General features: G+C 42.5%; 29 protein-coding genes. 7 read left to right on the forward strand and 22 right to left on the reverse strand.

Annotated features, from left to right (window positions below; translation table 11 throughout):
* The first annotated feature begins 293 nt into the window (after nucleotides 1–293).
* Nucleotides 294–818, forward strand: coding sequence for a lipocalin family protein (locus ACO067_RS10425; RefSeq protein ID WP_421873778.1), 525 nt, complete (start codon nucleotides 294–296; stop codon nucleotides 816–818).
* Nucleotides 819–910: 92 nt separating this feature from the next.
* On the opposite strand, the gene ACO067_RS10430 is transcribed toward ACO067_RS10425, so the two are convergent.
* The 6 genes from ACO067_RS10430 to ACO067_RS10455 all read right to left on the reverse strand — a co-directional run bounded on the left by ACO067_RS10430 (nucleotide 911) and on the right by ACO067_RS10455 (nucleotide 7,829).
* Nucleotides 911–2,584: a glutamine--tRNA ligase/YqeY domain fusion protein gene (locus ACO067_RS10430; RefSeq protein WP_421873779.1), complete on the reverse strand. Its 1,674-nt coding sequence runs from the start codon at nucleotides 2,582–2,584 to the stop codon at nucleotides 911–913.
* A gap of 228 nt (nucleotides 2,585–2,812) precedes the next feature.
* Nucleotides 2,813–3,283 (reverse strand): cytidine deaminase, encoded by a 471-nt coding sequence (locus ACO067_RS10435; RefSeq protein ID WP_421873781.1) that lies wholly within the window; start codon nucleotides 3,281–3,283, stop codon nucleotides 2,813–2,815.
* 49 nt (nucleotides 3,284–3,332) lie between these two features.
* Entirely contained in the window at nucleotides 3,333–3,953 is a 621-nt protein-coding gene (locus ACO067_RS10440; protein WP_421873782.1) for a rhomboid family intramembrane serine protease, read from the reverse strand.
* 2 nt (nucleotides 3,954–3,955) lie between these two features.
* Entirely contained in the window at nucleotides 3,956–4,930 is a 975-nt protein-coding gene (locus ACO067_RS10445; protein ID WP_421873784.1) for a polyprenyl synthetase family protein, read from the reverse strand.
* The gene (rnr, locus tag ACO067_RS10450; RefSeq protein ID WP_421873786.1) at nucleotides 4,927–7,095 is read right to left on the reverse strand and encodes a ribonuclease R; all 2,169 of its coding nucleotides are present in this window, start codon (nucleotides 7,093–7,095) and stop codon (nucleotides 4,927–4,929) included. The genes ACO067_RS10445 and rnr overlap by 4 nt, the downstream gene beginning before the upstream one ends.
* Before the next feature lie 8 nt (nucleotides 7,096–7,103).
* The gene (locus tag ACO067_RS10455; protein ID WP_421873788.1) at nucleotides 7,104–7,829 is read right to left on the reverse strand and encodes a 3'-5' exonuclease; all 726 of its coding nucleotides are present in this window, start codon (nucleotides 7,827–7,829) and stop codon (nucleotides 7,104–7,106) included.
* Nucleotides 7,830–7,971: 142 nt separating this feature from the next.
* Here ACO067_RS10455 and ACO067_RS10460 point away from each other — a divergent pair, with 142 nt between their 5' ends.
* A complete protein-coding gene (locus tag ACO067_RS10460; RefSeq protein WP_421873790.1) occupies nucleotides 7,972–9,048 on the forward strand; it encodes a DNA methyltransferase in 1,077 nt (358 codons plus the stop codon).
* Here ACO067_RS10460 and ACO067_RS10465 read toward each other — a convergent pair.
* The 6 genes from ACO067_RS10465 to ACO067_RS10490 form a co-directional block, all read right to left on the reverse strand.
* On the reverse strand, nucleotides 9,037–9,924 hold the full coding sequence (locus tag ACO067_RS10465) for a hypothetical protein (RefSeq protein WP_421873792.1): 888 nt from the start codon (nucleotides 9,922–9,924) through the stop codon (nucleotides 9,037–9,039). The genes ACO067_RS10460 and ACO067_RS10465 overlap by 12 nt on opposite strands.
* Before the next feature lie 47 nt (nucleotides 9,925–9,971).
* Nucleotides 9,972–10,361, reverse strand: a complete 390-nt coding sequence (locus ACO067_RS10470) for a hypothetical protein (protein WP_421873794.1) — start codon at nucleotides 10,359–10,361, stop codon at nucleotides 9,972–9,974.
* Between the two features lie 7 nt (nucleotides 10,362–10,368).
* Nucleotides 10,369–10,647: a DUF5615 family PIN-like protein gene (locus ACO067_RS10475; RefSeq protein ID WP_421878296.1), complete on the reverse strand. Its 279-nt coding sequence runs from the start codon at nucleotides 10,645–10,647 to the stop codon at nucleotides 10,369–10,371.
* An 80-nt stretch (nucleotides 10,648–10,727) separates the two neighbouring features.
* Nucleotides 10,728–10,958, reverse strand: a complete 231-nt coding sequence (locus ACO067_RS10480; protein WP_421873796.1) for a DUF433 domain-containing protein — start codon at nucleotides 10,956–10,958, stop codon at nucleotides 10,728–10,730.
* 9 nt (nucleotides 10,959–10,967) lie between these two features.
* Nucleotides 10,968–11,681, reverse strand: a complete 714-nt coding sequence (gene lipB, locus ACO067_RS10485) for a lipoyl(octanoyl) transferase LipB (protein ID WP_421873798.1) — start codon at nucleotides 11,679–11,681, stop codon at nucleotides 10,968–10,970.
* Nucleotides 11,682–12,662: a type I phosphomannose isomerase catalytic subunit gene (locus ACO067_RS10490; RefSeq protein WP_421873800.1), complete on the reverse strand. Its 981-nt coding sequence runs from the start codon at nucleotides 12,660–12,662 to the stop codon at nucleotides 11,682–11,684. It abuts the gene before it with no gap.
* A gap of 18 nt (nucleotides 12,663–12,680) precedes the next feature.
* On the opposite strand from ACO067_RS10490, the gene ACO067_RS10495 reads away from it, so the two are divergent.
* Entirely contained in the window at nucleotides 12,681–13,025 is a 345-nt protein-coding gene (locus ACO067_RS10495; protein WP_421873802.1) for a YraN family protein, read from the forward strand.
* A gap of 24 nt (nucleotides 13,026–13,049) precedes the next feature.
* Here ACO067_RS10495 and ACO067_RS10500 read toward each other — a convergent pair whose 3' ends face one another.
* The gene (locus ACO067_RS10500) at nucleotides 13,050–13,976 is read right to left on the reverse strand and encodes an acyl-CoA desaturase (RefSeq protein ID WP_421873804.1); all 927 of its coding nucleotides are present in this window, start codon (nucleotides 13,974–13,976) and stop codon (nucleotides 13,050–13,052) included.
* 185 nt (nucleotides 13,977–14,161) lie between these two features.
* Here ACO067_RS10500 and ACO067_RS10505 point away from each other — a divergent pair, with 185 nt between their 5' ends.
* From ACO067_RS10505 to ACO067_RS10520, 4 genes are read left to right on the forward strand one after another with little or no spacing between them, the layout of a single operon-like run.
* Nucleotides 14,162–14,497, forward strand: a complete 336-nt coding sequence (locus tag ACO067_RS10505) for a PadR family transcriptional regulator (protein ID WP_421873806.1) — start codon at nucleotides 14,162–14,164, stop codon at nucleotides 14,495–14,497.
* Nucleotides 14,497–15,162 (forward strand): hypothetical protein, encoded by a 666-nt coding sequence (locus tag ACO067_RS10510; protein ID WP_421873808.1) that lies wholly within the window; start codon nucleotides 14,497–14,499, stop codon nucleotides 15,160–15,162. The genes ACO067_RS10505 and ACO067_RS10510 overlap by 1 nt, the downstream gene beginning before the upstream one ends.
* Nucleotides 15,162–15,821 carry a hypothetical protein gene (locus tag ACO067_RS10515; protein WP_421873810.1) on the forward strand — a complete coding sequence of 220 codons (660 nt, stop codon included), beginning with the start codon at nucleotides 15,162–15,164 and terminating at the stop codon, nucleotides 15,819–15,821. Before ACO067_RS10510 ends, ACO067_RS10515 begins: the two co-directional genes overlap by 1 nt.
* Nucleotides 15,818–16,483, forward strand: a complete 666-nt coding sequence (locus ACO067_RS10520) for a hypothetical protein (RefSeq protein WP_421873812.1) — start codon at nucleotides 15,818–15,820, stop codon at nucleotides 16,481–16,483. The genes ACO067_RS10515 and ACO067_RS10520 overlap by 4 nt, the downstream gene beginning before the upstream one ends.
* Here ACO067_RS10520 and ACO067_RS10525 read toward each other — a convergent pair.
* From ACO067_RS10525 to ACO067_RS10565, 9 genes are all read right to left on the reverse strand, one after another.
* Nucleotides 16,480–17,187: a DUF6090 family protein gene (locus tag ACO067_RS10525; RefSeq protein ID WP_421873814.1), complete on the reverse strand. Its 708-nt coding sequence runs from the start codon at nucleotides 17,185–17,187 to the stop codon at nucleotides 16,480–16,482. The two genes, ACO067_RS10520 and ACO067_RS10525, sit on opposite strands and share 4 nt — an antisense overlap.
* Nucleotides 17,187–18,923, reverse strand: a complete 1,737-nt coding sequence (locus tag ACO067_RS10530; RefSeq protein WP_421873816.1) for an alpha/beta hydrolase-fold protein — start codon at nucleotides 18,921–18,923, stop codon at nucleotides 17,187–17,189. The genes ACO067_RS10525 and ACO067_RS10530 overlap by 1 nt, the downstream gene beginning before the upstream one ends.
* A 53-nt stretch (nucleotides 18,924–18,976) precedes the next feature.
* Complete coding sequence (locus ACO067_RS10535) at nucleotides 18,977–19,414, reverse strand: hypothetical protein (protein WP_421873818.1); 438 nt, start codon at nucleotides 19,412–19,414, stop codon at nucleotides 18,977–18,979.
* 1 nt (nucleotide 19,415) lies between these two features.
* Nucleotides 19,416–20,582, reverse strand: coding sequence for an AIR synthase related protein (locus ACO067_RS10540; protein WP_421873820.1), 1,167 nt, complete (start codon nucleotides 20,580–20,582; stop codon nucleotides 19,416–19,418).
* 31 nt (nucleotides 20,583–20,613) lie between these two features.
* Nucleotides 20,614–21,765 (reverse strand): MFS transporter, encoded by a 1,152-nt coding sequence (locus tag ACO067_RS10545; protein WP_421873822.1) that lies wholly within the window; start codon nucleotides 21,763–21,765, stop codon nucleotides 20,614–20,616.
* A 51-nt stretch (nucleotides 21,766–21,816) separates the two neighbouring features.
* Nucleotides 21,817–23,748, reverse strand: a complete 1,932-nt coding sequence (locus ACO067_RS10550; protein WP_421873824.1) for an OmpA family protein — start codon at nucleotides 23,746–23,748, stop codon at nucleotides 21,817–21,819.
* Between the two features lie 150 nt (nucleotides 23,749–23,898).
* The gene (locus ACO067_RS10555) at nucleotides 23,899–24,381 is read right to left on the reverse strand and encodes a hypothetical protein (protein ID WP_421873826.1); all 483 of its coding nucleotides are present in this window, start codon (nucleotides 24,379–24,381) and stop codon (nucleotides 23,899–23,901) included.
* Nucleotides 24,382–24,391: 10 nt separating this feature from the next.
* Nucleotides 24,392–25,192, reverse strand: coding sequence for a (Fe-S)-binding protein (locus ACO067_RS10560; protein WP_421873828.1), 801 nt, complete (start codon nucleotides 25,190–25,192; stop codon nucleotides 24,392–24,394).
* 29 nt (nucleotides 25,193–25,221) lie between these two features.
* Nucleotides 25,222–26,541, reverse strand: coding sequence for a 4Fe-4S dicluster domain-containing protein (locus tag ACO067_RS10565; protein ID WP_421873830.1), 1,320 nt, complete (start codon nucleotides 26,539–26,541; stop codon nucleotides 25,222–25,224).
* Nucleotides 26,542–26,558: the final 17 nt, after the last annotated feature.

Genomic DNA, 26,558 nt, shown 5'->3' on the forward strand with positions numbered 1-26,558 from the left:
CGCAAAGGCGAGTAAATTTTAGGCGGTGATTTGGTCTAGTCGCAACGACTAGATCACAAGATTCGAACCCAACCAGTTATGGGTCGATCTTAAAAGGGGTAAGCGTGCGCTTACCCCTTTCTTTTTTTATGGCCTCTATCTACTGATACCACGGTCTGAAATCAATCCTCGAGTTTAACATCGCAAGTCAAAATGAGGGACTATGAGTGGACTCCTCATAGGTTTGGCACCTCATTTGAGATAATAGCTTGACCTCTAACCAATAGGTCAAAAACTCAAAACATTTTACTATCATGAAAAAATGGTTAAATCCATTAGCGCTCCTGCTGATAGTCAGTGGAACGCTATTCTTAACATCCTGTGGCGGAACTAATGAAGATGAAGGTCCGGCACTCACTCCCTTGATTGTCGGTGAGTGGCAGTATCAGTCAGCAGATGTAGACATCACCATCAATGACAAAGATATTTTCGACTATTTAGTGGCAGAATGGGGCCTTTCTGAAGAGCAAGCAGTAGAGTTTGCAGCCTCATTTGAGGAATCTATGAATGATTTTGATGGGATGAGTTGGAAATTCAATGCCGATGGTACTTACGAACTAACAGATCCTGAAGAAACTGAATCAGGTACCTGGTCCTTGAGCGCTGACAAATCGAAACTGACCCTCACCAGCAATGGGGAATCTGACATCATCAACGTCAGCACACTAACATCTAGTAAGCTGGTACTTTCCTATACAGAAACCTTTGAAGAAGACATGGATGAAGATGGCACTAATGAAGCCTTTGGTATCTCTATCATATTGGAAATGAAAAAGTAAACTGTCCATTTTGAATACAAAACCCTGTCCAATTATGGACAGGGTTTTTCTTTTTTAGCTATTTTCCAATACGAGCAGAATGTCCAACAAAATTATTTTCCTTGCTGCTTGGCCCAGTTATCCCGTAGTGTTATGGTTCTATTGAAGACCAAATTTCCAGAAGTGGAATCCTCATCTACTCGGAAGTATCCAACTCGTTCAAACTGCACCTGATCACCTACTTTGGCATCTTTAAGTGACCCCTCTAATACAGCTTTAGTATTCACCTCCAGGGAGTCTGGATTCAGGTGATTTTTGAAATCATCCTCAATGTCATTCAGGTTCTCTGTTTGGAACAGGCGATCATACATTCTGATCTCAGCCTTCACAGCATGTTTCACAGATACCCAGCCGAGAGTACCCTTGACCTTTTTGCCACTGGTGTCTTGTCCACTACGTGTCTCAGGGTCATACTCAGCATAGATGGTTGAGATTTCACCATTTTCATCCTTATCAAACCCTGTACACTTGATGATGTAAGCATATTTCAATCGAACCTCTCGGTCTGGCCCCAGTCGGAACCATTTTCTTGGACTCGGAGGATCTTCCATGAAGTCTGCTCTGTCGATGTAAATTTCTCGGCCAAACATCATGTCTCTGGTGCCAGCTGACTCATCTTCCGGATTATTGATTGCCGCAAGTGTTTCTTCTTGATCCTCTGGCCAGTTGGTGATCACCAATTTCACAGGATCCAGGATACCAAATACCCTATTCGTTTTTTTGTTGAGGTCTTCCCGTACGGCATGCTCTAATAAGGCCACATCTGTAATGCCATCGCGCCTTGCCACACCTACCTTCTTTACAAAATTTTTAATCGACTCTGGTGTGAATCCTCTACGTCGAATACCTGAAATAGTAGGCATCCTGGGATCATCCCAACCAGCCACATACTTACCCTGCACCAGCTCCAACAACTTACGTTTACTGACAATGGTGTATGATAAGTTCAATCTGGCAAACTCAGTCTGCTTGGATGGAAAAATCTCCAGTTCCTGAATGAGCCATTCGTAGAGTGGTCTGTGCACTTCAAACTCTAGCGTACATAGTGAATGGGTTACCTGCTCAATGCTATCTGATTGGCCATGTGCAAAATCATATGTTGGGTAAATGCACCATTCGCTGCCTGTGCGGTGATGATCTACATGCTTGATCCGATATAGAATTGGGTCACGCATGTGCATGTTAGGTGAAGACATATCAATCTTCGCGCGAAGCACCTTTTCGCCGTTCTTATATTTGCCATCACGCATCTCTTCAAAGAGCTTAAGGTTTTCTTCAGCACTGCGATTGCGATAAGGGCTTTCCTTTCCCGGGACAGTTGGTGTTCCTTTGATCTCATTGAATTCTTCCTGGCTCAGATCATCCACATAGGCTTTGCCCTTATTGATCAGCTTCACGGCAAAGTCATACAACTGTGGGAAGTAGTCTGAGGCGTAGTATTCACCATCCCAATCAAAACCCAGCCACTTTACATTGCTCTTGATGGAATCTACATATTCCACATCTTCCTTCTCCGGGTTGGTATCATCAAACCGAAGGTTGCACTTGCCATTGTACTTTTCAGCCAAACCAAAATTCAAGTGAATAGACTTGGCATGACCAATGTGTAAGTAACCGTTTGGCTCTGGAGGAAAACGAGTCTGAATGGCCTGATGCTTGCCGCTTTTCAGGTCATTTTCGATCATTTGTTCGATAAAGTTCAGGGATTCTCGTTTTTCGTTTTCCATGGGTCTTGAAAAATTTGTCGCAAAGTAAATAGAAACGGAAGAGAAAAGGGAGTGTTTATGAGAGCTTTCGAGGCTAAAACAAAAAAAACGGAGCGCAGTAAGCTACGCTCCGTTTGAAACATAATTTGATATAAAGAGGATTCTACTCCGTCTGAGTAGCCTGTTGGTCTAACGGCGTATCCTGCGTAGGGTTAGTTAACGAAGTGTTAAAAAACTATAATGAAGAGATTAATCCAGAGATTTGCTGTGGAACGAGAAAGGGAGCAGTAGTCTTACATCTTCTACAATCACAAACTGACCATTATGATCACCCATAATTATTCTGATCGGAGCTTCCTGGAGGTTCGCATATTCCATCATCACCTGGCGGCAATTTCCGCAAGAAAACGCATCGGCGGGTTTATTCTTCTGGTTTCTTGCCACAATCGCTATTGTAGAAATGGCTTGTTTAGACTGAGATTTGGCAGCAAATAAGGCCACTCGCTCAGCACACAAACCGGATGGATAGGCAGCATTTTCTTGATTATTGCCAGTGACTATAGAGTGATCAACCATTTGCACCGCACTGCCTACAGAGAAATGAGAATAAGGAGCATGTGCTCCATCCATTGCCTCTACTGCTTTTGTGATTAGCTGCTGGTCAGCCTGGTCAAGCTGCTCTTTACTCCGGGTCTGGTATTCAAAGTGGATCGTACTCATCTATTGCTTTTTGATGGGTAGAGTTATACGGACTTACCCATATGTTGGTTTAAAACAGACTAAAAGTGCTTATCTGTTGAACAAATCCCAAAGCTGAGGACGGGTCAATCAAAATCGCAAACACAATGCCGTAAACTGCTCCATATAAGTGTGCTTCATGGTTGATGTTGTCACTCATGTTTTTACCTTGAAAATATGAATATAAGATGTAAACAATCCCTAACAGAAAACCAGGAATGGGAATGGCTGCAAACAGATAGATGTTCCTAAGCGGATAATAAATGATACTGGCAAATACCATCGCCGACACAGCACCGGAAGCACCCAGACTGTTATAGTTTATTTGATCCTTCTTTTTCCAGGCACCTGGAAGATCAGAAATAATGATGGCCGAGATATAGAACAAGATAAATATTCCAATGCCAGTAGGACCGAATTTCTTAGCAAACTCCATTTCCACAGCGCGCCCGAAGAAGTAGAACGTGAACATGTTGAAACCCAGGTGGATGAAACTCCCATGAATAAACCCGGAGGTGATCAGTCGCCAGTATTGATTCCGATGAAATACCATGTATGGGTTCATCATCCATTTTTGGAGAAGTTCTCCACTGTTCAATGCTCTAAGACTGATTAATACCGTAATGGCAATGATTATTAGGGTAACTGACATGTTTATTTTTCTCTTTTCATAAGTTGTCTTGCAAAACCTTTCAGCAGGTGTTTGCCTTCTTCTCTGGCATCAAGCGATTCCAGTAAATTGAATGACTCATCAAAATACTGATTCATTAGGCCACTGGTCAGTTCTCTGATACCGATCTCATCATAAATGGCCGTAACCGCCTGAACCTTTTCTGATGCATCAAAATCTGTCTTAGAAATCCAGTCTACCAGTTTTGCTTTTTGATTTGGATTGGCTAGCTCAAGAGCCTTAATAAGTAGGAACGTTTTCTTATTAGAAATGATGTCACCTCCCACTTGCTTCCCAAACTTAGCCTGGTCAGCATAGACGTCTAGCAGGTCATCCATGAGCTGAAAGCCTATTCCCATTTTCACACCTATTTCATAGAGACTTTTCCTGTTGGCTGCTGACATGCCACCGATCATGGCTCCCAGCTCCAAACTGAACCCCAACAATACAGCCGTTTTCAGCCGTATCATATTGATGTAGGCATCTATAGACACCGAGTCCTGAGACTCAAAGTTCATATCTATCTGCTGGCCTTCGCAGACTTCTACTGCGCATTTATTGAATGAGCGAATAGCTTCTGGTAGAATATCTGACGGCACCTCCAGTAATAAGTCATAGGCTTTTACCAACATGGTGTCACCACTTAGTATGGCAACCGTACTATTCCACTTCTCATGGACGGTAGGCATTCCTCTTCTGAGTGGAGCCTCGTCCATGATGTCATCATGCATGAGGGTGAAGTTGTGAAACACTTCCACAGCCAGCGATTGTCGAATTATGCTAGATGGATTGTCTTTTACTAATTGATACCCTAACGAAACCAAAAGGGGACGCATTCTTTTGCCTCCCAGTGAAAGAATGTAGGAGATGGGGTCATAAAGTTCTTTGGGATCATTCCCAAATTGCAACTTGCTGATTTCTGCTTCAATTAGGCCTTGGAGCGCTTTGATGTCGGTCATTCTTCGAGTTTCACTAGGTCTAGATCAATCGTCCGTCGATCGATATCAGTCTTAACTACTTTAACAGTCAATTTGTCACCAAGCGTAATGATTCTTTTGTTTCGCTTGCCTATGATTCGATAGTTTTTCTCATCAAACTCGTAATAGTCGTCATCCAGATCGGCCAGACGGACCATTCCTTCACACTTGGTTTCCACGATTTCCACAAAAATACCCCACTCGGTTACACCAGAAACGATTCCTTCAAAATCTTCACCTAACATGCTTTGCATGAATTCTACCTGCTTGTACTTAATGGACGCACGCTCGGCGTCTGCTGCATTCTTTTCACGCTCGGAGGCGTGCACACATTTCTTCTCTTCTGGTTCCACTTCTACGGGCTTACCATCATTGAGGTAATGCCAAAGCAGACGATGCACCATCACATCAGGATATCTCCTGATAGGTGAGGTGAAGTGTGTATAGTGGTCAAATGCCAACCCAAAGTGTGGCTTGGCTTCCGTGGTGTATTTGGCCTTTGCCATGGAGCGTATGGCTAATTGCTCCAGCACGTTTTGCTCAGGCTTGCCTTCTACTTCGTCCAATAGCTTGTTCAAGCTATTGGAGATGTTTCCAGTCACATTCATTTTATGACCAAACTTCGCGGCAAACTTCGCAAAACCATCCAGCTTCTCCGGATCTGGATTGTCGTGTGTTCGGTACACAAAAGTGTACTTACCGTTTTCACCACGACCCCATTTGTAGATATGAGTGGCCACTTCCCTGTTGGCCAGCAGCATGAACTCTTCAATCATCTTATGCGCATCTTTTCGCACTTTAGGTACTACCGCTAGTGGCTTCCCCTTCTCATCGAGTTTGAATTTGACCTCAGTCGTTTCAAAGTTGACTGCTCCGTTTTTGAAGCGCTTATCTTTTAGCTTGTGCGCTATGCCATTGAGCAACTTGATCTCCTCAGCAAAGTCACCTTCGCCTGTTTCTATACGCTCCTGAGCCTCTTCATAGGTAAACCTCCGGTCAGAGTGAATGATGGTACGTCCAAACCATTTCTTTTTTACCTTGCCTTCTGTATCCATAATGAAGGATGCTGAGAAAGTGAGTTTGTCCTCATTCGGTCGGAGTGAGCAAAGGCCATTCGATAGCTTCTCAGGAAGCATAGGTATAGTACGGTCTACCAAGTAAACGGAAGTTGCTCGTTGTAGAGCTTCTTTTTCTAAGATGGACTTAGGTCTAACATAGTGAGATACATCCGCGATGTGTACGCCAATTTCATAATCTCCATTGTCCAGCTTCTCCACCGAAAGCGCATCGTCAAAGTCTTTGGCATCCTCCGGATCAATGGTAAATGTCGTAATGGATCGGAAATCTCTACGTCCTTTGATCTCCTCATCGGTAATTTCCGTCGGGATTTTAGCTGCAGCTTCTTCCACATTTTGGGGAAACTGGAATGGCAATCCAAATTCAGCCATGATGGAGTGGATCTCGGCTTCATTTTCTCCTGCTGGTCCTAGGACATCTTTTACTTCACCAAGTGGGCTGCGGTTTTTAGCATCATGCCATTTGGTGATTTTTACAATCACCTTGTCGTTGTGCTTGGCTTTCTTGATTTTCTCAGGATAGACCATCACATCAAAGTGGATGTTTCTGTTGTCCGGCACCACGAAGCTAAACTTCTCTGATACTTCTATTCGACCGACAAACTCGTCTTTGGCCCGACTGACTATTTCGGTCACACGCCCTTCTGGGCGAAACCCGTCCATGGCTGGTCGGGTCACCTGTACTTTGACTATGTCGTGATCAATCGCAAATTTGAGGTCTTCAGATTTCACCCAAACGTCTTCCTCAGACTCTTCACTGATGATGTAAGCAAACCGTGAGTTGACGTGATCGACTCGTCCGGTGATCTCTGGAGCTTCTACGGAGCTAATAAATCGTCCATCAGGCGCCTTTTCTATTTTACCCTTGGATTCCATGCTGAACAATAGATCCTTGAGGGCTTCTTTGGATTTTTTATCTCGGAGTCCTAATTGCTTGATTAATTGTCGGTAACTAAATCGTTCGCCCAGGTGATGTGCAAATACGCTTCTCAACTGGTCTTTGAGCCGCTTCACTTGTGCGGAATTATTAGAAGGCTTTCCGCCTTTCTGCTTTTTTCTTTTTTTACTCATATAGAGTTTTAACTAACTATTGTAATATTTTTTTCTGCTACTGCTGGCAGTACATTCATTTTTAAAAAAAGCTGGGCAGTAGCGATGACGTCTCCCTGACAGTACTTTTCAATCCGCTGAAGGCCGTTTTCCTCTTCATAGTAAACCTGGTTGACCATGGAGCCGTCTATATCGGATTTGCTGGAGGGAATGTTAAAAATGGTTGTGAGCAGATCCAGCGAGGTAAAATTCTTTCGATCTCCAAACTTCCACATTTCCATGGTGTCGAGAAAATTCACTTCCCATGGCTTCTTGCCGGAGTTGTCCAGCACATATGGGAGTTTGATCCCATTGATGAGCATTCTGCGGCTAAGATACGGAAAATCAAACTCCTTGCCATTATGCGCACATAATCGTAAGCTCTCAACATCAAATTTTGTTTCCAAAAACTGCTTAATTTCTGTTAACAAGACTTTTTCATCATCACCAGTGATTGATTTGACCCGAAGAGCCAGACTGCCATCAGGCAAATCGTGAAAAATCCCAAAAGCTACCGTGATGACTTTTCCAAATTCGGCATAGATTCCGGCTCGCTCTGCAAAAAGTTCGTCAGCAGTATGCTCATCTTCATTTCTCAGAAAGCTAGCTTTTCTCTCCCAGTGTTTCTGTAAGTCCACATTAAGTTTCTGATAATCTTTTGTGAGAGCAACTGTTTCAATATCAAGAATGAGCAGGTTTCGTAAACGTGGATCCATAATTGTAGGTTAGTTCCACAAATTACAAAACTTGAGGGCAGGTTTGCAAAGTATTTTGTTGGTAAGGACAATTTGATAAATAAGAACATTTGCGTAATATTGAAATATAATGTTGTATAAGGTTGTGTAATCTTTTAATCAGATGAAGAAATTTTTAACCGTAAGTGAGGCTGCGGAAAGAATGAATGTGAATTCTGAAACTTTGAGAAGGTGGGATAAATCCGGAAAGTTTACGAGTTCGCGGCATCCTATTAACAACTATCGAGTGTATAGTGAAGATCAAGTAGAATCTTTTGTTGAGGACATGCAAATGGAAATCTCCTATCGAAAGAAAGAAATAACACAAGACTCTATTGATACCTTTTTTAAAACTTCTTACGGAAAGCTATATAAAGGTGACTCTCTACAATTATTAAAAACTTTCGAACCTGGATCTGTTGACTTGATTTTTGCTGATCCTCCATACAACATAAAGAAGGCAGAATGGGATACATTTTCATCGCAAAAGGAATATGTAGAATGGAGTATGGAGTGGATTGCCGAAGCTAGTAGAATTCTAAAAGGAACAGGTTCTTTATATATATGTGGTTTTTCAGAAATTCTTGCGGATGTTAAATGGTCAGCATCTCGATTATTTAAAGGATGCAAATGGTTAGTATGGTTTTATCGAAATAAGGCCAACTTAGGAAATGATTGGGGGAGATCCCATGAGAGTATTCTCCATTTTAGAAAATCCAAGAATTTCAAATTCCATATAGATGAGGTTAGAATTCCATACAATGAACATACCTTAAAGTATCCATCACGTCCTCAGGCAGAATCTTCACAATATGCCAAAGGAAGAAAGGAAAAAAAGCAGTACGTATGGGAGCCAAATCCACTGGGTGCTAAACCAAAAGATGTCCTTGAAATTCCAACTATATCCAATGCTTCTTGGGAGAGATATTCACACGAAACGCAGAAACCAGTTGAACTACTACGTAGAATAATTCTGGCCTCTTCAGACGAAGGTGATTTAGTATTAGATCCTTTCGGTGGTTCAGGGACTACTTATGCTGTGGCAGAAGCGTACTCTAGAAATTGGGTTGGTATCGAAAAAGAGAAAAACTATTGTGAGATTATTAAAGAGCGCCTTTCTGATTATGAACATCTGAATAGAATTAGAAGCGAAGTTGATAGCGTCGAGTCTCAGAGAAGAAGACAAAAATTAAGGGGCTAATAGATCCCAAATGTCTTGAGTTATCAAATCTGAAAACTTTTTCATGTGGTCTGAATAAGGTTGTTTATTTGTGTTGGGAGGGGCATCCAAGTAGTATATTCCCTCTAATTCTGTAAGAAAAGAGGTATAAACCATGAACAAGCCAGATACAAGTGTATAACTAATGTTGTTCTCGTCTTTTCTCTGAACATCATTCAAAAAAATACCTATAACTTTTTGAGGATGATTAACGAACCTTTCAAGTAACATCTTATCAATAAATATCTTGCCCATTCGATCTTTAGATGTTGTCTTTATTGACACGACCACTTCCCTTTCATTGAGGTCCTTTGAGCTGGATTTGACTTTTGCAAAAGGAGATAAAATCAAATCATTTTCACACTTATATATTTTTTCACCTTGATCAGTTTGATATGGAATTTGAAGAACAGCTTTTTTGTTGGCAATGCCAATTGCGGTAAAAACACATTTAATCAACTCCTCAAACCTATTTCCTACATGTTTTCTAGCACTATTTGGATTAACAAAAAGATCTAGTCCAGCACCAATTGATTGCTGTATGGTATATATTGTATTGTCGATGGTGCGTAATTCTGTTAAATCAAAGGTTCGTTGACCAGATGCTATTCTGGCAAGAATGGAGGTGAATAAATGAAACTGATTTTCAAATTTCTCCACATCTGTTACAAACATGGACATGTTGATTGGCCGTATATATTTTGTCGTACCAGCTTGACTGATTATGTGAATTCGATACGGTGATTTATCAGAATAATCAGTGGTAACTGCTGGCAGATATTGAAGTACACTTTTTGTCAGACTTGCAAAATCTTCAAGGTTTGAAAGTTTGGATTGAAGGTCATTACCTAATGACATGGCTTGAAAAATTAATACTCACCAAACCTAATTAAATAAGTTTAATTTCACTCATGCAGCACTCCCTGCAGTTTTAGCTCTGGAATGAAACTTAGGTTGTCTTTGATGATGGTTTCAGGCACGAAAATGTATTTTTTATCATAGAGCTGACCATTGATGAAAAAACTTACCCAATACTCATTAGTGAGGTGAAAAACATCTTCAGAGATGGGTTCAATCAGTGCATATTCACCAGACTCTATTTTAGGAATCATGTGCCTCAATACCGATGTTTTCTGCTCCTGACCATTCTTATCACCGTATCCTTTACTAGTGACCATCACAGTATCCAGTTGTTCGTCGTGACGGTTGAGTAAGTAGACCTTCCAGCCTTCATCGTCCTGAACAACACTGACGAAAACGTTTTCTATTTGGGGAAATTTGATGTCTTTTTTCATGCTGTACTCACAATACTAATTTTCTAACCCTTACCTTGTTGGAGGATATCACGATAAAATTTCCATTCAATTTTTCAATAAACCGATTGATAACTGAAAATACAATATAGGGTCTGGTGTGAGGTTCTTTATCATATAGCCTTACGAGTATTATTCCTCTGTGTGGTTCTTTCTGACGAAATGCAAGCTCACCAAAATCCTTATCTTCAGTAATCAGAATTTCTTTTCTTGAATATGCGATATTCAATACATCAGTGTCATTAATGCCTTGATGATTCTCCTGAATAGAATATACTTCAAATTAGTTCTCTCCTAGATACTTGATGATTTCGAGTTGTACGCTTTCATCAGCAACAAACATGACTTTTACGAAGCGTTCTGATAGGAAACCTCTCCTTGAATAAATTCAGATGCATATGTTAATGCAGCATAAATCTGCTCAGCAACTAAATGTGGATATTCTTCCAGAAGCTCATTAACTGATTCACCATTTCCCATCTTAGCCAAAATTAAATCAACAGGAATTCGCGTGCCTTTAATGACAGGCTTACCTAGCATGATATTAGGATCCGAAGAAATATGATCTTTCCAGTTCATTTGATAAAATTAATCAATTTTCATTTCAAATAAATCCACCAGGTGTCCCTTCACGCGATCTTCCACTTCCTGCATATTTGGAACGTACCCAAGCTCTTTGTCTAGTGAAGTAACAGCCTTGTCGTCGATACCACACGGGACAATGTTCTTGAAGTAATCCAGATCAGCCGTGACATTAAATGCAAAACCATGCATGGTCACCCATCGGCTGCACTTCACACCCATGGCACAGATCTTACGCGCCTTGTCCATGTCCTCAAAATCAATCCAAACTCCAGTGAGCCCATCAATACGCCCTCCTGCTATGCCATAGTCATTCAATGTGAGGATAATCGCTTCCTCGAGATATCTCAGGTATTTATGGATATCCGTAAAGAAATTGTCCAGATCGATGATCGGATAGCCTACCAACTGACCAGGACCATGATAGGTGATGTCGCCGCCACGATTGATCTTATAATACTTTGCCTGCTTGTCAATCAGTCCTTGCTGGTCCAGCAGCAAATGTTCAGGCTTCCCACTTTTGCCCAATGTATAAACATGTGGGTGCTGACAAAAAATCACGATGTTTTCAGTAGGTGTTTGTTCAGCTTCGGGTAGTTTTCGGTTAGCAATCTTCCGGTCTACCTGCGCTTTGAACAACTCCTCCTGATAGTCCCAGGTCTCTTTGTAATCTTTCAGGCCCAGGTTGATGAACTTCGTGTGCTTGTTTTGCTTTGTCAATTAATTGCCGATATAAGACTCCAACAGCGTGGTGCCGGTAGAAGTTTCAAAAGTGTATTGCTCCACTGAAGCGGGCACCAATATCACATCTCCCATAGCTACTTCTTCGCTTCCATGAGCGGTCACGAGACGAGCATTACCTTCCAAACAGATGTAGATTTTGAAGCAATCGAGTCCGGCATGATTTATTTGAAAATTGCCGGTCAGGTGTAGCTTGTTGGTAGTGAAGTACTCACAAGTGACCAAATTGACCGATTCATCCTGTTTGTCGAGGTAAGGTGATTTGTACTCATCGTACTTCTGGTAATCAATAGCGTCCAAAGATTCCTCAATATGGAGCTCCCTTTTATTCCCTTGATCATCTTTCCGGTCAAAGTCGTAAATGCGATAAGTCACATCTGAGGTTTGCTGGATTTCTGCAAGCAGGAGTCCTTTGCCAATGGTATGCACCCGACCGGCTGGAAGGTAAAACACATCTCCAGCGGTAACTTCTTCACGGTTTAGGATTTGCTCCAGGCGTCCTTCATTGAATGCCTTCTGGTAAGACTCTTTGTCCACTTCTTCAGAAAATCCGCTGATCAAGGAAGCGCCCTTATCCGCTTGCATAATGTACCACATTTCAGACTTGCCAAAAGAGTTGTGACGCTTCTGAGCCAGTTCATCATCCGGGTGGACTTGTATGGACAAATCATCATTTGCATCAATGAATTTGATCAATAATGGAAATTCTGATCCAAATTGTTTTTTGATTCGCTCACCCAACAGATCTGCACCATAAAGAGCAATAACGTCCGTCAACGGTTTACCTGCCAGTGTACCATTAGATACCTCAGAGATATTGCCTTTTACTCCGGATAGTTCCCAGGTCTCGCCACAGTTGGGCAATGGCGAAAAATCTTTGCCTAAAATGGTTTTGATCTTTTCTCCGCCCCAAAGCTTATCTTTAAATATGGTTTTGAATTTTAATGGATACAGGCTCATCCCTACACGTCAGATTTTATGAATACCAAAAACAAGGGCAAATATGGGGAAGATTTGGCGGTTTCTTACCTCCGCAATAAGGGATTTGAGATCATAGAGCGAAACTTTAGGTACGGAAGAGGAGAAATAGACGTGATCGGAATTTTAAACAACGAACTGCTGGTCTTCTTTGAGGTGAAGTATCGAAAAGGAGATGAATTTGGCGAGCCAGAGGAGTTTGTATCTCGTGCTCAGGAACGCAAAATCATTGATGCAGCCGAAGAGTACATCTTTGGCATCAACTGGCACAAAGACATCCGATTTGATATCATTTCCATCAAACACGGCGAGGGAATCGAACACATTGAAGATGCTTTCTATTAAAAACACCTTCAATGATCAATGAACTTAGGCAGCTGCTTTTGCCTTCTTGGCCAGCTCCTTGGCTTCTTCTTTGTTTTTGGAATATTTGATGTGATCAGGCACTCCTCGCAGATCCCATATCAACCCGAAAAATGCGAAGACTCTCAGGATGTAATATGTGATATCAATCTCCCACCAAAAGAATCCCTGCCGGGCAGATGACTCATAGTAATGGTGGTTGTTGTGCCACCCTTCACCCAATGTCAAAAGTGCCAACCACAAACTGTTTTTCGATTCATCGTCAGACTTGTAGCGCTGCTTACCAAACTTGTGCATGATCGAGTTGATACTGAAGGTGCCATGATAAGTGATCACTGTGCTCAAGAAAAAGCCAATGAACAAGGTAGAAAATCCAGCCGTAGAGAACATCTCCATTATGCTGCCTCCATTCACAATACCTCCAAGTGCCATCACGGCTATTGCCAGGATAAACGGAGGCACCAAATAATTCTTATTCAACCAAACCAGTTCCGGGTATTTAGAAAAATCACCAATGAGTTTGTAGTCAGTCTCTTTGTAGTCAGGCCCGATGATCCAGCCCACATGCGAATACCAGAAGCCATAATGCTTCATCGAGTGTGGGTCATCGTAGGTATCACTGGTTCGGTGGTGTACCCGGTGGTGACTTGCCCACCAAAGAGCTCCCTTCTGAGCAGACGTCTGAGCCATGAAGGCAATCACAAACTGGAACCATCGAGATGTCTTATATGATCTATGGGCAAAATATCGATGATACCCTCCGGTGATCCAAAACATCCTAATCACATAAAGCGCCAAACACACCATCCAGTCAAAGAAGGTGGCTCCTGTGAAAAGCGCACCTAAGGGAAGAAGGTGAATCAGCAAGAAGTTGATTTCCTGTTTTAGTTTGGGTTTGTTGAGCTCTCTAGGCTCTTGAGACACTTTTGCCATAATTAATTCTTATTAGAGTAATTCCAGAATTACAAGCCGCAAAGATAATGACCGATGCGCTAGCATGATGGCTTAGCTGATCTAAATCATCTTTATGCTCTTATAAAGTTACAATGATTGATTCAGTAGAAAAGTTTCAATCACCATACCTAAGAAAATTAGGTATGGTTGATTACCTTTGACCTGTGGAAAACAAACAACTCATCAAAGGAAGTCTAAATATAATCATTCTGAAACTGCTCAGTGATCAGGAGAAGATGTATGGTTATGAGATTACACAGCATGTGAAAGAGATGACCAAAGGAGAAATGGAAATCACCGAGGGAGCGCTCTATCCGGCATTGCATAAACTAGAAGCGGATGGCTTGATTACCTCCGAATCACAGAAAGTGGGCGGTCGTGTTCGAAAATACTATTTGTTGTCCGAGGACGGTCAAAAAAGTGTCGCCTCACAATTAGATGAGTTGGCTGGATTTCTGAATAATTTGAGTCTGTTGTTGAATTTAAAACCAGCCCCCTAATGAAAACAATCACTAAGGTAGAGTTGGATACGCTTAAGGAATATCTTGGCAAAAGACCTTTTCGTTATGAGGAGGTGTACAATGAAGTGGTTGATCATTATGCTAGCGCATATGAGGGGTCAGATAAAGATCTTTACGATGTAATCAGAGAGCAGGACAAACACTTCACTGATAAGAAGATTAGACAAATTGACCAACAGTACATTACAGATGTAAAAAAACAACTATATAAAGCTCATTTGGGATTGATTCTTGGATATTTCAAATGGCCACAGTTGTTGATGACTCTGGCTGTTGTGTTGGTTTTTTTCTCGGCTGGGCCAATACTTTTAGACTTTCACGATATTGCTTTTTCGTTATTCTTGCTGTTTTTCTTTACGCCTTATGTTTTCATGATTTATGTGATGGGGGCATCACGAAAAATGGATAGCAATCTTCCTGGAAAGATCATCAATGGCAGATTGAGCGAGGCTGGAAGGCTTGGAGTGTTCGGGATACTTTACCTCCAAACAGATTGGTTATACAGCCATGTCGTTCCTAATCCTGCAGAATCTATTCTAGAGGATAATATGTATCTGACTTCCTTCATTTTGTTGATAGGTTTCGCACTGGGCTGGACCACCTACCAATTGTTTCGTTTGAAGTTTAAACCTGTTATTGTCTGATGAAATCAATAAGCGCAGAAGAATTGGATCAGTTGAAAGGTCATCTCATGAAAAAGCCTTTCAAGTATGAGGAGGTTTACCATGAGGTTCTGGATCACTATGCTACAGCTTATGAACGATCCAGCGAATCGCTTGGTGAAGTTAGGGTCGAACTTGATAAGGACTTCTCTGACAATAAGGTAGAAGACATCAACTCTAGGTATTTTGACGATTTAAAAAGAAGTCTTAGAAAAAGTCACGGCACTATTTTCATGGGGCATTTCAGGTGGCCTCAGCTGATGTATACACTGATAGCAACCATTGTATTATGGGTAATTACACCTTTTTTGATGGTTAATAGTAAGGTGGTGTATGTGGCTTTTGCATGTTTGACAGTGACACCTGCAGTCGTTGGGCTGTATTTGTATTTCTACTGGGCTGTAAAAAGACTCAGAGGTAAAACCAAACTCAAAAATGCGCATGCAGAATTGTTTGGGGTGGCGTTCGGCTTTTCAACTGCCTATATTCAATTACCTCAGCTTTGCAAGCTATTTGATGAGGACTTCAATGTATTAATGTACGACTCAGCTCTCACTACGGTCATTCTATTTCTTGCCTTAATTTTGTTTCAAACGTCTTTCACATTAATGTTCAACAGGCTTAAACCTGCCATTTTATGAAGTCTATTTCACCCAAAGAGATCGACCTGTTAAAGGATCATCTGATCAAGAAGCCATTCAAATACCAGGAAGTATTTCTGGAAGTGCTTGATCACTATGCTACTGCCTATGAGCAGTCGGATGAGACCTTAGATCAAACGGTCACTCGATTGGATCAGATATTTACTCCCGGCAAGATCGAAATGATCAATGAACGGTATTTGAAAGATCTGACCAGGAAGATGCGAAAAGCGCATTTTACCTTTTTCACAAACTACTTCAGATGGCCTCAGCTGATTACCACGTTCGTGGTGATTGCTGTATTCATTACTGCAGCTCCTTTACTTCATGCCTATAAACCCCTCAAGGTATCACTATTTATTCTGCTGGCGATTCTCCCTTTATGTTTTGCTATTTATGCTTGGATCAAGGCATTTCAGAAACGAAAGGCTTTACCAGGTAAATTAAAAAATGGTCATTTTGCTGCTATGGGGACCTTCATTGTACTTACCATGAATTATGCCCAGGTAAATACCTTTTATCGATTCTTTTCAGGTAACGAGCAAGCCAATATTTTTGAAATCTCAGCATATTGGACTGCTGGATTTCTGCTATTAGGTCTGATGCTGTGTAGCACTTCTCTTCAGGTTTTCTGGACCAAGGTAAAACCAAACCTTATTTAGTCAGTCAATTCTGTTTCCTCAATGATTCTGTTGATTAATTGAACAGTTTGTGTTTCGTAAATATTTTGCAGACCGCCACTGATCATCAGGTTGTGTGACAGATGGTTCTCAAATACCGCAGACTGTATCATCTCCTGATTTGTCAAAGCAAAAGGACTGGATCCAAATCTACTCTTAAAAAGCATATTGCGTGCAGAACCGTACTCGGAGATCACAGACATGAACTTATTATACTGAGCGGTTTCCAGTAGATACCATTCTCTTAGATTTTCATAATGTTGCTCCCATTCATGAAGTAGTCTTTTGAGCTGTTCATTTTCCAGGGACTTCAATTGTCCGGAATTTCTAAGGTCTGTCAAAACATAGGTGCTTGGATTCCATGTGGGATTGTCATAGAGTCGCCTAGCGAGCGTATCGAGATCGATGGTATCAGGGATGGCCTTGGCCGGATCAATTAGTTCATAGATTAGAATCGAGGCATTAATCTTTCGATTCAATCGAAACATCTGCTCATCCAATGACTCCAAGTTGGTTTTGAATTCCTCATTAAGGTTTCGGATAATCTCCTGTTGCTCCCTTCTAAACTTGACCCCTTCATTCCAGCTGTTTAGAACGAACGCCCCAACCACACCAAGCGTAATAACCAGTATCTCCAACAGGTACTCTACCCACTTATCCGCCAAAGTCTTCCATAACTTATTCATTACTTATACCTCCAGCTAGTCAAGTCTGCTCCTTTTGGCGCACTCTCACGAATGCGTTGCATGATTTTGTCCACATACATGGTATTGTACCTCAGTCGGGAAATGTGATTTGGATTTTCCTGATCTCCATTCCAGCAATGCTCCGCCCGATCTCCATAGTCGACTTCACCGGCATAGTACGGATCGGTAGTACTCTCCAAAAATTCCTCCATCAGGTAGACTGCATCATTGAGGTAATAATTGTCCATATCTCCACAGTAGATATTGATTTTGCCCTGGAGCTTCGGTCCCAATTGATCCCAGTCTCTTTCTAAAATGTACCGAAGGTCATAATTCTCTTTCCAGTAATCGGCCACATCATGATTGATCTCTCCAGTGTATTTGTCCCAGATTCTCGCCGGATAGCCATCTTCACCCTGGGGTGAATAAGTAGCTTCCCAAATATCATACTGACCTCCCGAACGAGAATTATCCCCAAGAGCCAGTTCCATCCAGTTGTAATCTCGTACGGAGGAAGATACATTTCCCAGATAGTCTCTATGACCTGGGATTAGTACTTCTTTATGTTCACTAGGATAGTAGTAAGCATTCTCATCCTCATAAATATTGTTAAGGCAATAAGCTCGAAAATCGATTGGGTCTGGACACGCGGCAAAGCATCCGTTGTATTCGTCGGGATACATCACTTGTACAGCCAGTGCCTCCCAACCTCCGGTTGATCCACCATACAAAAATCGGGACCAACCCTCTCCGATTCCTCGAAACTTCTCCTCAATATATGGAATCAGCTCATAGGTAAGGGCATCTCCATAAGGTCCCTGACTAGCAGAATTCACGGCGTATGAGTCGTCGTAATAGGGGGTAGGATGCTGGATCTCGATGATGATAAACCGCGGAAAGTCTTCACTAATCCACTGCAAGTATTGATCGTAAGCTTCCTGCTGCTGGATGATGTTGTATCCTTTTACATCAAACCGAGCTGAATAGTCAGGTTCCAGGTCAGGATCTGGAGGTGTGGTGCGGAAGCCACCAAAACCTGACGGATAATGCCCATGAAAAACCATCAATGGGTAACGAGCTTCAGGGTGCTCCTCAAATCCTTTTGGCAGCAACACATGCGCTCCCAGATACATATCACGTCCCCAAAACTCGGTGAGCAGATCACTCTTCATTTTCACGTGTTTGATCCATTCGGTGTCCTCTGGCTCTTCTAGAGGTGGAATCACCTGATCCATGACTACCTGGAAGCTCGATGATGACCCCTCTGGAATAGTTATTTTCTTGGGTTTACTGTACAAGTTGCCAGGAGATCGGTTCCATTGCTGACCTTCTCCATTGTCCATAGGCAGCTTGACGGTATGTCCGGTCGATAAATTGAACGTTTCATAAGTGTGCAGGAGTGCCTGGACCCAATACTCACCTGGTTTAAGCTGGCTCAGACTGTTGATAGGATATCCAAAATCCTCCGCATCAAATGTAATCGACTGATCAGACATCATGCCGTCTACATTTTGTCCAAAAACAAGCTGTGTGTTTGGGCCATCGTTGATTTGAAAGCGAGGTTCTCTGGAATCATCTGTGGAGAGTAGCAATAAAAGCCGACCATCTTTCGCTTTAGTACTGGCAGATGAAGTGAAAGAAACCTGAAAGGAAACCTGGTCTTTTGGAGATGAGCAAGACCAAAAAAACAGGGCGATTAGGATAGAGCGATATCCGGATACTAGGTATGTTTTCATTCTCCAATATAGGCAGAATGAATAGATAGTTTAGCCTGTCTTCTGTCCGGGAATTACTTTTTGATCTTCACCTTCTTCTTGAGATACTTCACTATCGCCTCATATTCGGTGTTTTCCCGATTGGATAGCTTCAGGATTTTCTTTTTGGAGTAGAGGACTTTCACTTCACGGAACTCACCATTTTTGGTTTTGACCACCTCTTCGTGCCAACCAAGCACCTCACCAATTTTGATGCTTGTTCGCAATCGACTAATCGGATAAAATACATCGATTTTGTTATCTCCTACTTTGACTACTTTAATAGCTCCCAGCAATTTGCCCAAAACAAGCAAACCAATGACTAGTACTATTGGCGCCAGAATAAGCTTTGCAATAAAAAAACTCTCCTCTTTCAACAGGCTATTGAGTAGCAGGAAAAAGGAAGCAAAAATCAATACTAAAAAAATAGTGAGTGCCGTAAGCGTTTGGGTCTTTGGCTTAGAAACAATCATTCTAGTGATAGTTGTATGTGCCCGATTCCGTGATAATCTCTACTTCTTTCTGATCAGCTGCTTCCACTCTTCCGACGATCTGAGCATCCACATTAAATGATCTGGAGATATCAATTACTTCCTGAGCATACTGCTCTGGTAGGTACAACTCGTAACGATGGCCCATATTGAACACCTGGTACATTTCCTTCCAATCAGTCCCGCTTTCCTCATGGATGAGTTGGAACAGTGGAGGAATCGGAAGCAGGTTGTCTTTGACTACTTTAAGGCTATCGACGAAATGGAGCACTTTCGTTTGCGCTCCACCACTGCAGTGCACCATGCCATTCACTTTTCCAGGTAGCTCTGTCAATACTTTTTTAATGATTGGAGCGTACGTTCTGGTAGGGCTCAAAACAAGCTTTCCAGCATCCAAGGGACTATTAGTTACTGAGTCAGTTAGTTTTTTACTACCTGAGAATACCAGCTCCAAGTCCACTGCCGGATCATAAGCTTCTTTGTATTTTTCTCGGTATTCCTTGTCAAAAACGTCATGTCTGGCAGAAGTTAATCCATTACTACCCATGCCTCCATTATACTCGCTTTCATAAGAAGCTTGTCCATAGGATGCCAGCCCCACGATCACATCACCAGGTTGAATGCCATCATTGGAGATCACATCTGAGCGTTTCATCCTGGCGGTGACCGTACTATCCACGATAATGGTTCGCACCAGATCACCAACATCCGCTGTTTCCCCCCCAGTGGAGATGATGTCTATGCCTTGATCTCGCAGCATTTGGAGTACTTCTTCTGTACCATTGATAATGGCAGAGATAACCTCTCCCGGAATTAAGTTTTTATTTCTACCGATCGTAGATGATAGAAGAATATTTTCAGTACAGCCTATACAAAGCAGATCATCGGTATTCATAATCACCGCGTCCTGGGCTATTCCTTTCCACACAGACAGATCTCCTGTTTCTTTCCAATACATGTAGGCAAGGGAGGATTTGGTACCCGCTCCGTCAGCGTGCATTATGGCACAGTACTCGTCATCCTTTGTGAGTAAATCAGGTACAATCTTGCAGAAGGCATTGGGAAAAAGACCCTTATCTACATTTTTGATGGCTGCATGCACATCATCTTTGGTTGCTGAAACTCCTCGTTTGGCGTATCTATCAGACATGGAACGATTTTTTTGGCAAAGAAAAACAAAATCATCTGAACTTGACCCGAAGAGACATCACGCTTACCAATAACGAGCAAAATAACACAAAGACTAATCCCCAGTTAAGGCCGTACCATTCTGCTAGAATCCCAATCATGGGAGGCCCTACCAAAAAACCTGCTGTGCCAAGTGTGGTTACCGCAGCGATACCCGTGCCAGAGCTATAACCAGGTTCATTTGCTGCTGATATGAACAGTACTGGAACGATACATGAAAAACCAATACCTGTCAGTGAAAAACCAAGTATGGCTAGCACGGCACTGTGAGAGAGTATGGCTAGCAACAATCCAAAGGTGGAAACAAGACCACCGTAAAAAACCAGTTTTTTCTTTCCCAGAATAGGAATTAAAGCATCACCACTTAAACGACCAACGGCCATTAATAACGCAAAACCCGCATAGGCAAACCCTACTAAATATGGATCGGATCGAATAATGTCTCTCATGTAAATGGCACTCCAGTCTGCAATAGCACCTTCACTTAAGAGAATACAAAATGCAAGTACGGCTAACAGTAATAGCCCTCCTTTTGGCAAAGCAAACACCTTGTCTTCCACATTTTTTGACTCCTTCAGTCGGAAAAGTGTGCCAGAGAGACCTAATAACAACAGTGCTACAGCCAACCCAGCTCCAATTAAGTGTGATGAAGTACCCAATTCTAATCCGAGCGTCAGACTACCCGCCATTGAGCCCAGCATGGCGCCAATACTCCACATGCCATGGCAAGTAGACATGATCGGTTTTTTCATGCTCTTCTCAATACTGGCTACTGCTGCATTCATACTGATATTCATGAGAGCATTGATGAAGCCGTAATAAACCAGGGCAAAGGTGAATGTCCAAAAAGAATTGGCAATCGAAATGAGTACCAGTGAAAAAGTATGTAGCAAGCCACTGAGAAGTGTCGTTTTACCAACCTCCAGCTTCGAAATAATCCAACCAGAAAGTGGCATGATCAACAAAGAGCCGATTGGTGCCCCCAGTAATGCTAAACCCAACTCCGCCTCAGACAACCTGATGGCATCTTTGATGTTGGGTATGCGAGTGATCCAGCTTCCGAATAATAAGGAGTTACAGGTGAAGACCAGCCCAATAAAAAAACTGTCCCGATGGGTAACAAAATACTTTAGATGTGTTGCCATTAACTGATCCAGTCTTGCTCGTCTGGATGCCGAAATCTAGCCAATTATCCCCTATTCACCAGAATCATCATCGTCAAAAAAGCGATCGTATTCATCGACTTCTTCAGTGGGTGGTAGTTCTTCCTCCTGTTCCCTTGGATTGTAGCGCAGGACTTTGAACTCGGTTCGTCGGTTTCTCTGGTAGTCTTCTTCTGACTTTTCATTCTGGATTATCAGCTGGGTCTCGCCGTAGCCTTTCGCTACTATTCTTTCTGGCTTTATACCTTTACTGATGATGTAATTCACTGCAGATTTGGCCCTCCTTTGAGAGAGGTCCAGGTTATAGTCATCGGGTGCTCTAGAGTCCGTGTGAGATCCTAGTTCGATATAGATCTCTGGATTGTCATTCATAATCAGCACCAAACTATCCAGCACTTTCGCAGCATCGGGACGTATGTTGGCCTTGTCTAGATCGTAGTAAATGTTGTTAAGCACGATTGCTTTTTCGAGTACGATTCTGTCCATCATGATTTCTGTATCAAACGTCACATTAGTGATAAACTCGGTCAGCGTACTTCTATCTACGGACTTATCCATGGTAGAAAATTCCTTTCTGGTGGTGAAGTAGTCCGTCTTTTCTCCGACCAAATTATAGTGCTCCTCTGCATAAACTCTGAACTTGAACTTGCCATCGTCCGAGGCAAAGGCTTCACTTACCACTTCGTCATCGGCTGCCATTAACGTCACTTTGGTATTAGGCAAGATGATTTTCTTCCCTGCATCATCAGTAGTATATGTGGTCCCTTGTACAAAGTAGTTGACCACTTTCAGATCAGGATCCTCGTTGACATAGGTGTAGATATCATCATCTCCTTTACCCCCTGGTCGGTTCGAACTGAAAAAGCCTCTTGTCAAATCAAATTGATACAAACCAAAATCGTCGGCAGCTGAGTTCATTGGCTGGCCCAGGTTTTCTACATTGATTTTCCCTCTTCTTCGGGTTGCACTGAACAGGTCCAGATTGCCGAACCCGGGATGTCCATTAGAAGCAAAATAAAGCTTTCCATCTTCAGACACAAACGGGAACATTTCGTCACCCGGTGTATTGATCTGAGGACCTAGATTTTGTACATCCACCCAGCGGCCTCTGCGGTTTAGCTGAGCAGAGTAGATGTCCGCACCACCAAATCCACCCTCTCTTGTGCTCGAGAAATAAAGCGTAGTACCGTCAGGAGTGAGTGCCGGTGTTGAATCCCAAGCATCTGGAACATTGATAGCCAGAGGCCTTGGCTCCAGCCATTGTCCATTTCTATATCGGGTAAAGAACAGGTTAACGTTATTATTTCCGGTCGCCTTACCGGAGTTTCCTTTAGCAAAGATAATCGACGTACCATCAGAGCTGATCGCAATAGATCCTTCATTGATATCTGAGTGATTAATGATCGGGTCCAGTGCTTGCAACGTACGGATACTGACATTGGCGCCTTGAGTTCTCACCCTGTAAAGGTCAGTAAATGGGGTACCCGTCACTCCATAGATTTTGCCTCCATCTCGATTGGAAGTGAAGTACAAATAACTGTTAGTGTACACAGGAGCATACTCTGCCCACCTGGTATTTAGATCTTCCAGGTTTTTGATGCGGTAGTAATTTTCCGCACTACTCAAGATGTCTATCTGATCGATATTATCCAACTCCACTTGAGCGAGATCTTTGAACTCCTTAGTGCCTCCAGGAGAGGTTACAAATGTGGTAAGTATCTGCTCCGCACCCTCATAATTCTGGTTGGCTTTCAAAGCGCGTGCATAGTAGTAATCTAACCCTGGCTCATCAGAGCCGGCATTTCTGGCAGCCCGATAATAGGGTGCCGCCTCTTTTAATCGATTAGATAGGCGATAAGCTTCTGCCAGCATGAAGTTGCCCTGAGCATCTGTCGGCTTCACACTGCTGCTCAGGATTTCAATCACCCGCTCATAATTACCTTTATCAAAATTGCTATTAGCCATTTGTTGACTACAGGAGACAACAAGGCCGCTAACTGCAAGAACGAGGAGAAATTTCTTCATAGGGTACGCCGGAATTTTCTATTTGATTCTGAAAAATTAACGATTATTGATCACATGATGTTATATCAACAATCTATTAATCCCAGTCCCTCAGGCAAAGTAACGTTTCAACCAAGAATCTGAGGCAACCTGCTGCCATTGCTGCTTCCAGTCTCCTGCATTCTGAACCGCATTGTTAAAGATCACCGTGTCAGCAGTAATCTCACCATCAGCCACGGCTTGCTTGATCTGTGTGAAAGGCCGCACATTCACCTCATTGCCAACCATATAGGCAACATCACTCTTGTCCAGTAATGAAAGTCCTGTTTGCTGCTCAATATGCTGAATCACGTGCACTGAAGCATCAATGCTACAGCCACTCGCCTGGTGCTGACTCTCATCAACAGCCAGCACAATGAACTGGTCTCTCTCAATGCTGAAAGTGGCTGCAAGCTGACGACCATGAGCAGCCCACTGATCGGTAAACTGCTTTAATTGCTCTGAGATAAAGGCTATCTCTTGCTCAGTGAATGTTCTTATGCTTTGATAGACCCAGATTCTGGCATGATCTGGCATTTCATGGATAATGCTCATAGATGCGAATTTAGCCATTTAAACCCTCTGCTTCCGCAATGAGTTCCGCTAAATCCTGAACTTTCACGTCACTTTCTCTTTCCTTGTTCTTCACTCCATCAGACATCATGGTCATACAGAATGGACAAGCCACGGCTATAGTACCTGCACCAGTATCCAATGCTTCCTCTGTTCGTTCAATGTTGATCTCTTTTTTGCCATTTTCAGCATCCTTAAACATCTGCGCACCACCTGCTCCACAGCAGAGTCCCTTGGTTTTGCACCGTTTCATTTCTACCAACTCGGCATCCAATGCTTCCAACACTTTTCGCGGCGCTTCATAGACTTTGTTGGCTCTGCCCAGGAAGCAACTATCATGATAGGTGATTTTGCGTCCTTTGAATTCGCCTCCTCCTTTCAGAGTGACTTTACCATCGTTGATTAATTCTTGCAAATATTGAGAATGGTGGATCACATCATAGTTTCCTCCAAGATCCGGGTATTCATTTTTCAGTGTATTGAAACAATGCGGGCAAGCTGTGACAATTTTCTTGATTTGGTATCCATCCAGCACTTGAATATTCGCCATTGCCTGCATCTGAAATAGAAACTCATTACCGGCGCGTCTGGCAGGATCACCAGTACAAGTTTCCTCTGGTCCTAGCACAGCGAACTTGACACCTACTTTATTGAGAATTTTGACGAAAGCGCGAGTTACACTTTTGTATCGGTCATCGTAAGATCCAGCACACCCTACCCAAAAGAGTACTTCAGGTTGCTCGCCTTTAGCAGCCAAATCGGCCATGGTTGGAATCTGTATATCTTCAGTCATGGTATTTCAATTTTGATATTTTGGGTTGTTTATTTTTCTTTCATTTCATCTGCCCATTTGAATCGATCAGTTGGGGCAAACTTCCATGGGGCGAAATTGGTTTCTACGTTTTGAAACATCATGTTCCAAGACTGTGGCGCAGCGGATTCTTCCATTGCCACATACCTTCTCATTTGCAATATGATGTCCAGAGGATTGATATTTACTGGACAAGCTTCCACACAGGCGTTGCAGCTGGTACATGCATTGAGTTCTTCTCTGGTGATGTAGTCATCAAGCAATGATTTGCCATCTTCCAAACCTTTTCCACCTTTCTGCAGTGATAGCCCCACATCTTCCATCCGATCACGGGTATCCATCATGATTTTTCTTGGAGACAATTTTTTACCGGTGAGGTTAGCCGGGCACTCACTGGTACACCTTCCACACTCCGTACAGGAGTAAGCTTCCATGAGGTTTTTCCATGTCAGGTCATTGATGTCTTTCGCTCCAAATTTCATTCCCTCAGGCGGTGCTCCTGCATCTTCACCAGTGCTCATTCCCAGCATGATTTTCACCTCATTGGTGATTTCATCCATATTGTTCATTTTACCTTTTGGTGTAAGTCGGCTGTAAAAGGTGTTGGGGAAAGCCATGAAGATATGTAAGTGCTTCGAATACGTCACGTATATGGCAAAAGCAAAAATGCCTACTATATGAAACCACCAGGCAGCTCTCTCAACGAATAAAAGACCTCCGTAACCCATACCTGCAAATAGAGGTTTCATCATACCACTGACTAAGAAGGTGCCAGTCTGAGTGTAGTGATCAGCACCACGTTCTTGTAGTAGTTGATCGGTGGCATTCATTGATAGAATAGCAACCATCAGCACGATCTCAATAACCAGTATGAGGTTACCATCCAGGGTTGGCCAACCTTTCATCTCCACTTTATGAAAACGGTCTACTCGAGTGACATTTCTTCTAAATAGGAAAACTACGCAGGCTAGGATAACCAATACAGCAAGTACCTCAAAGAAAGAAATCAATCCGGTATAAAAGGAACCCAGGTAAGGGGCGAAAAGCCGGTGTGTGCCTAGCAGACCATCCAGAATGATTTCCAAAACTTCAATGTTGATCAGGATAAAGCCAACGTAAATGAGCAAATGGAAAAACGCAGGCAAGAGTCTCTTGAACATCTTCTTTTGTCCAAAAGCCACCAATAGCATGGTTTTCCATCGTTCAGATTGATTGTCATTGATTGGTTGGGGTTTACCAATTCCAATGTTTTTCTTGATCCTCTGAATCCTGCGAAAAAGCAAAAATCCAAAAAATCCAAGTACGGCCACAAAGGCTAGTTGAGCTATCATTTTCTTTTGGGTTTTAT

It is taken from the genome of Marinoscillum sp. (genome assembly GCF_965229915.1).
In the GTDB taxonomy this organism is placed as follows: Bacteria; Bacteroidota; Bacteroidia; order Cytophagales; family Cyclobacteriaceae; genus Marinoscillum.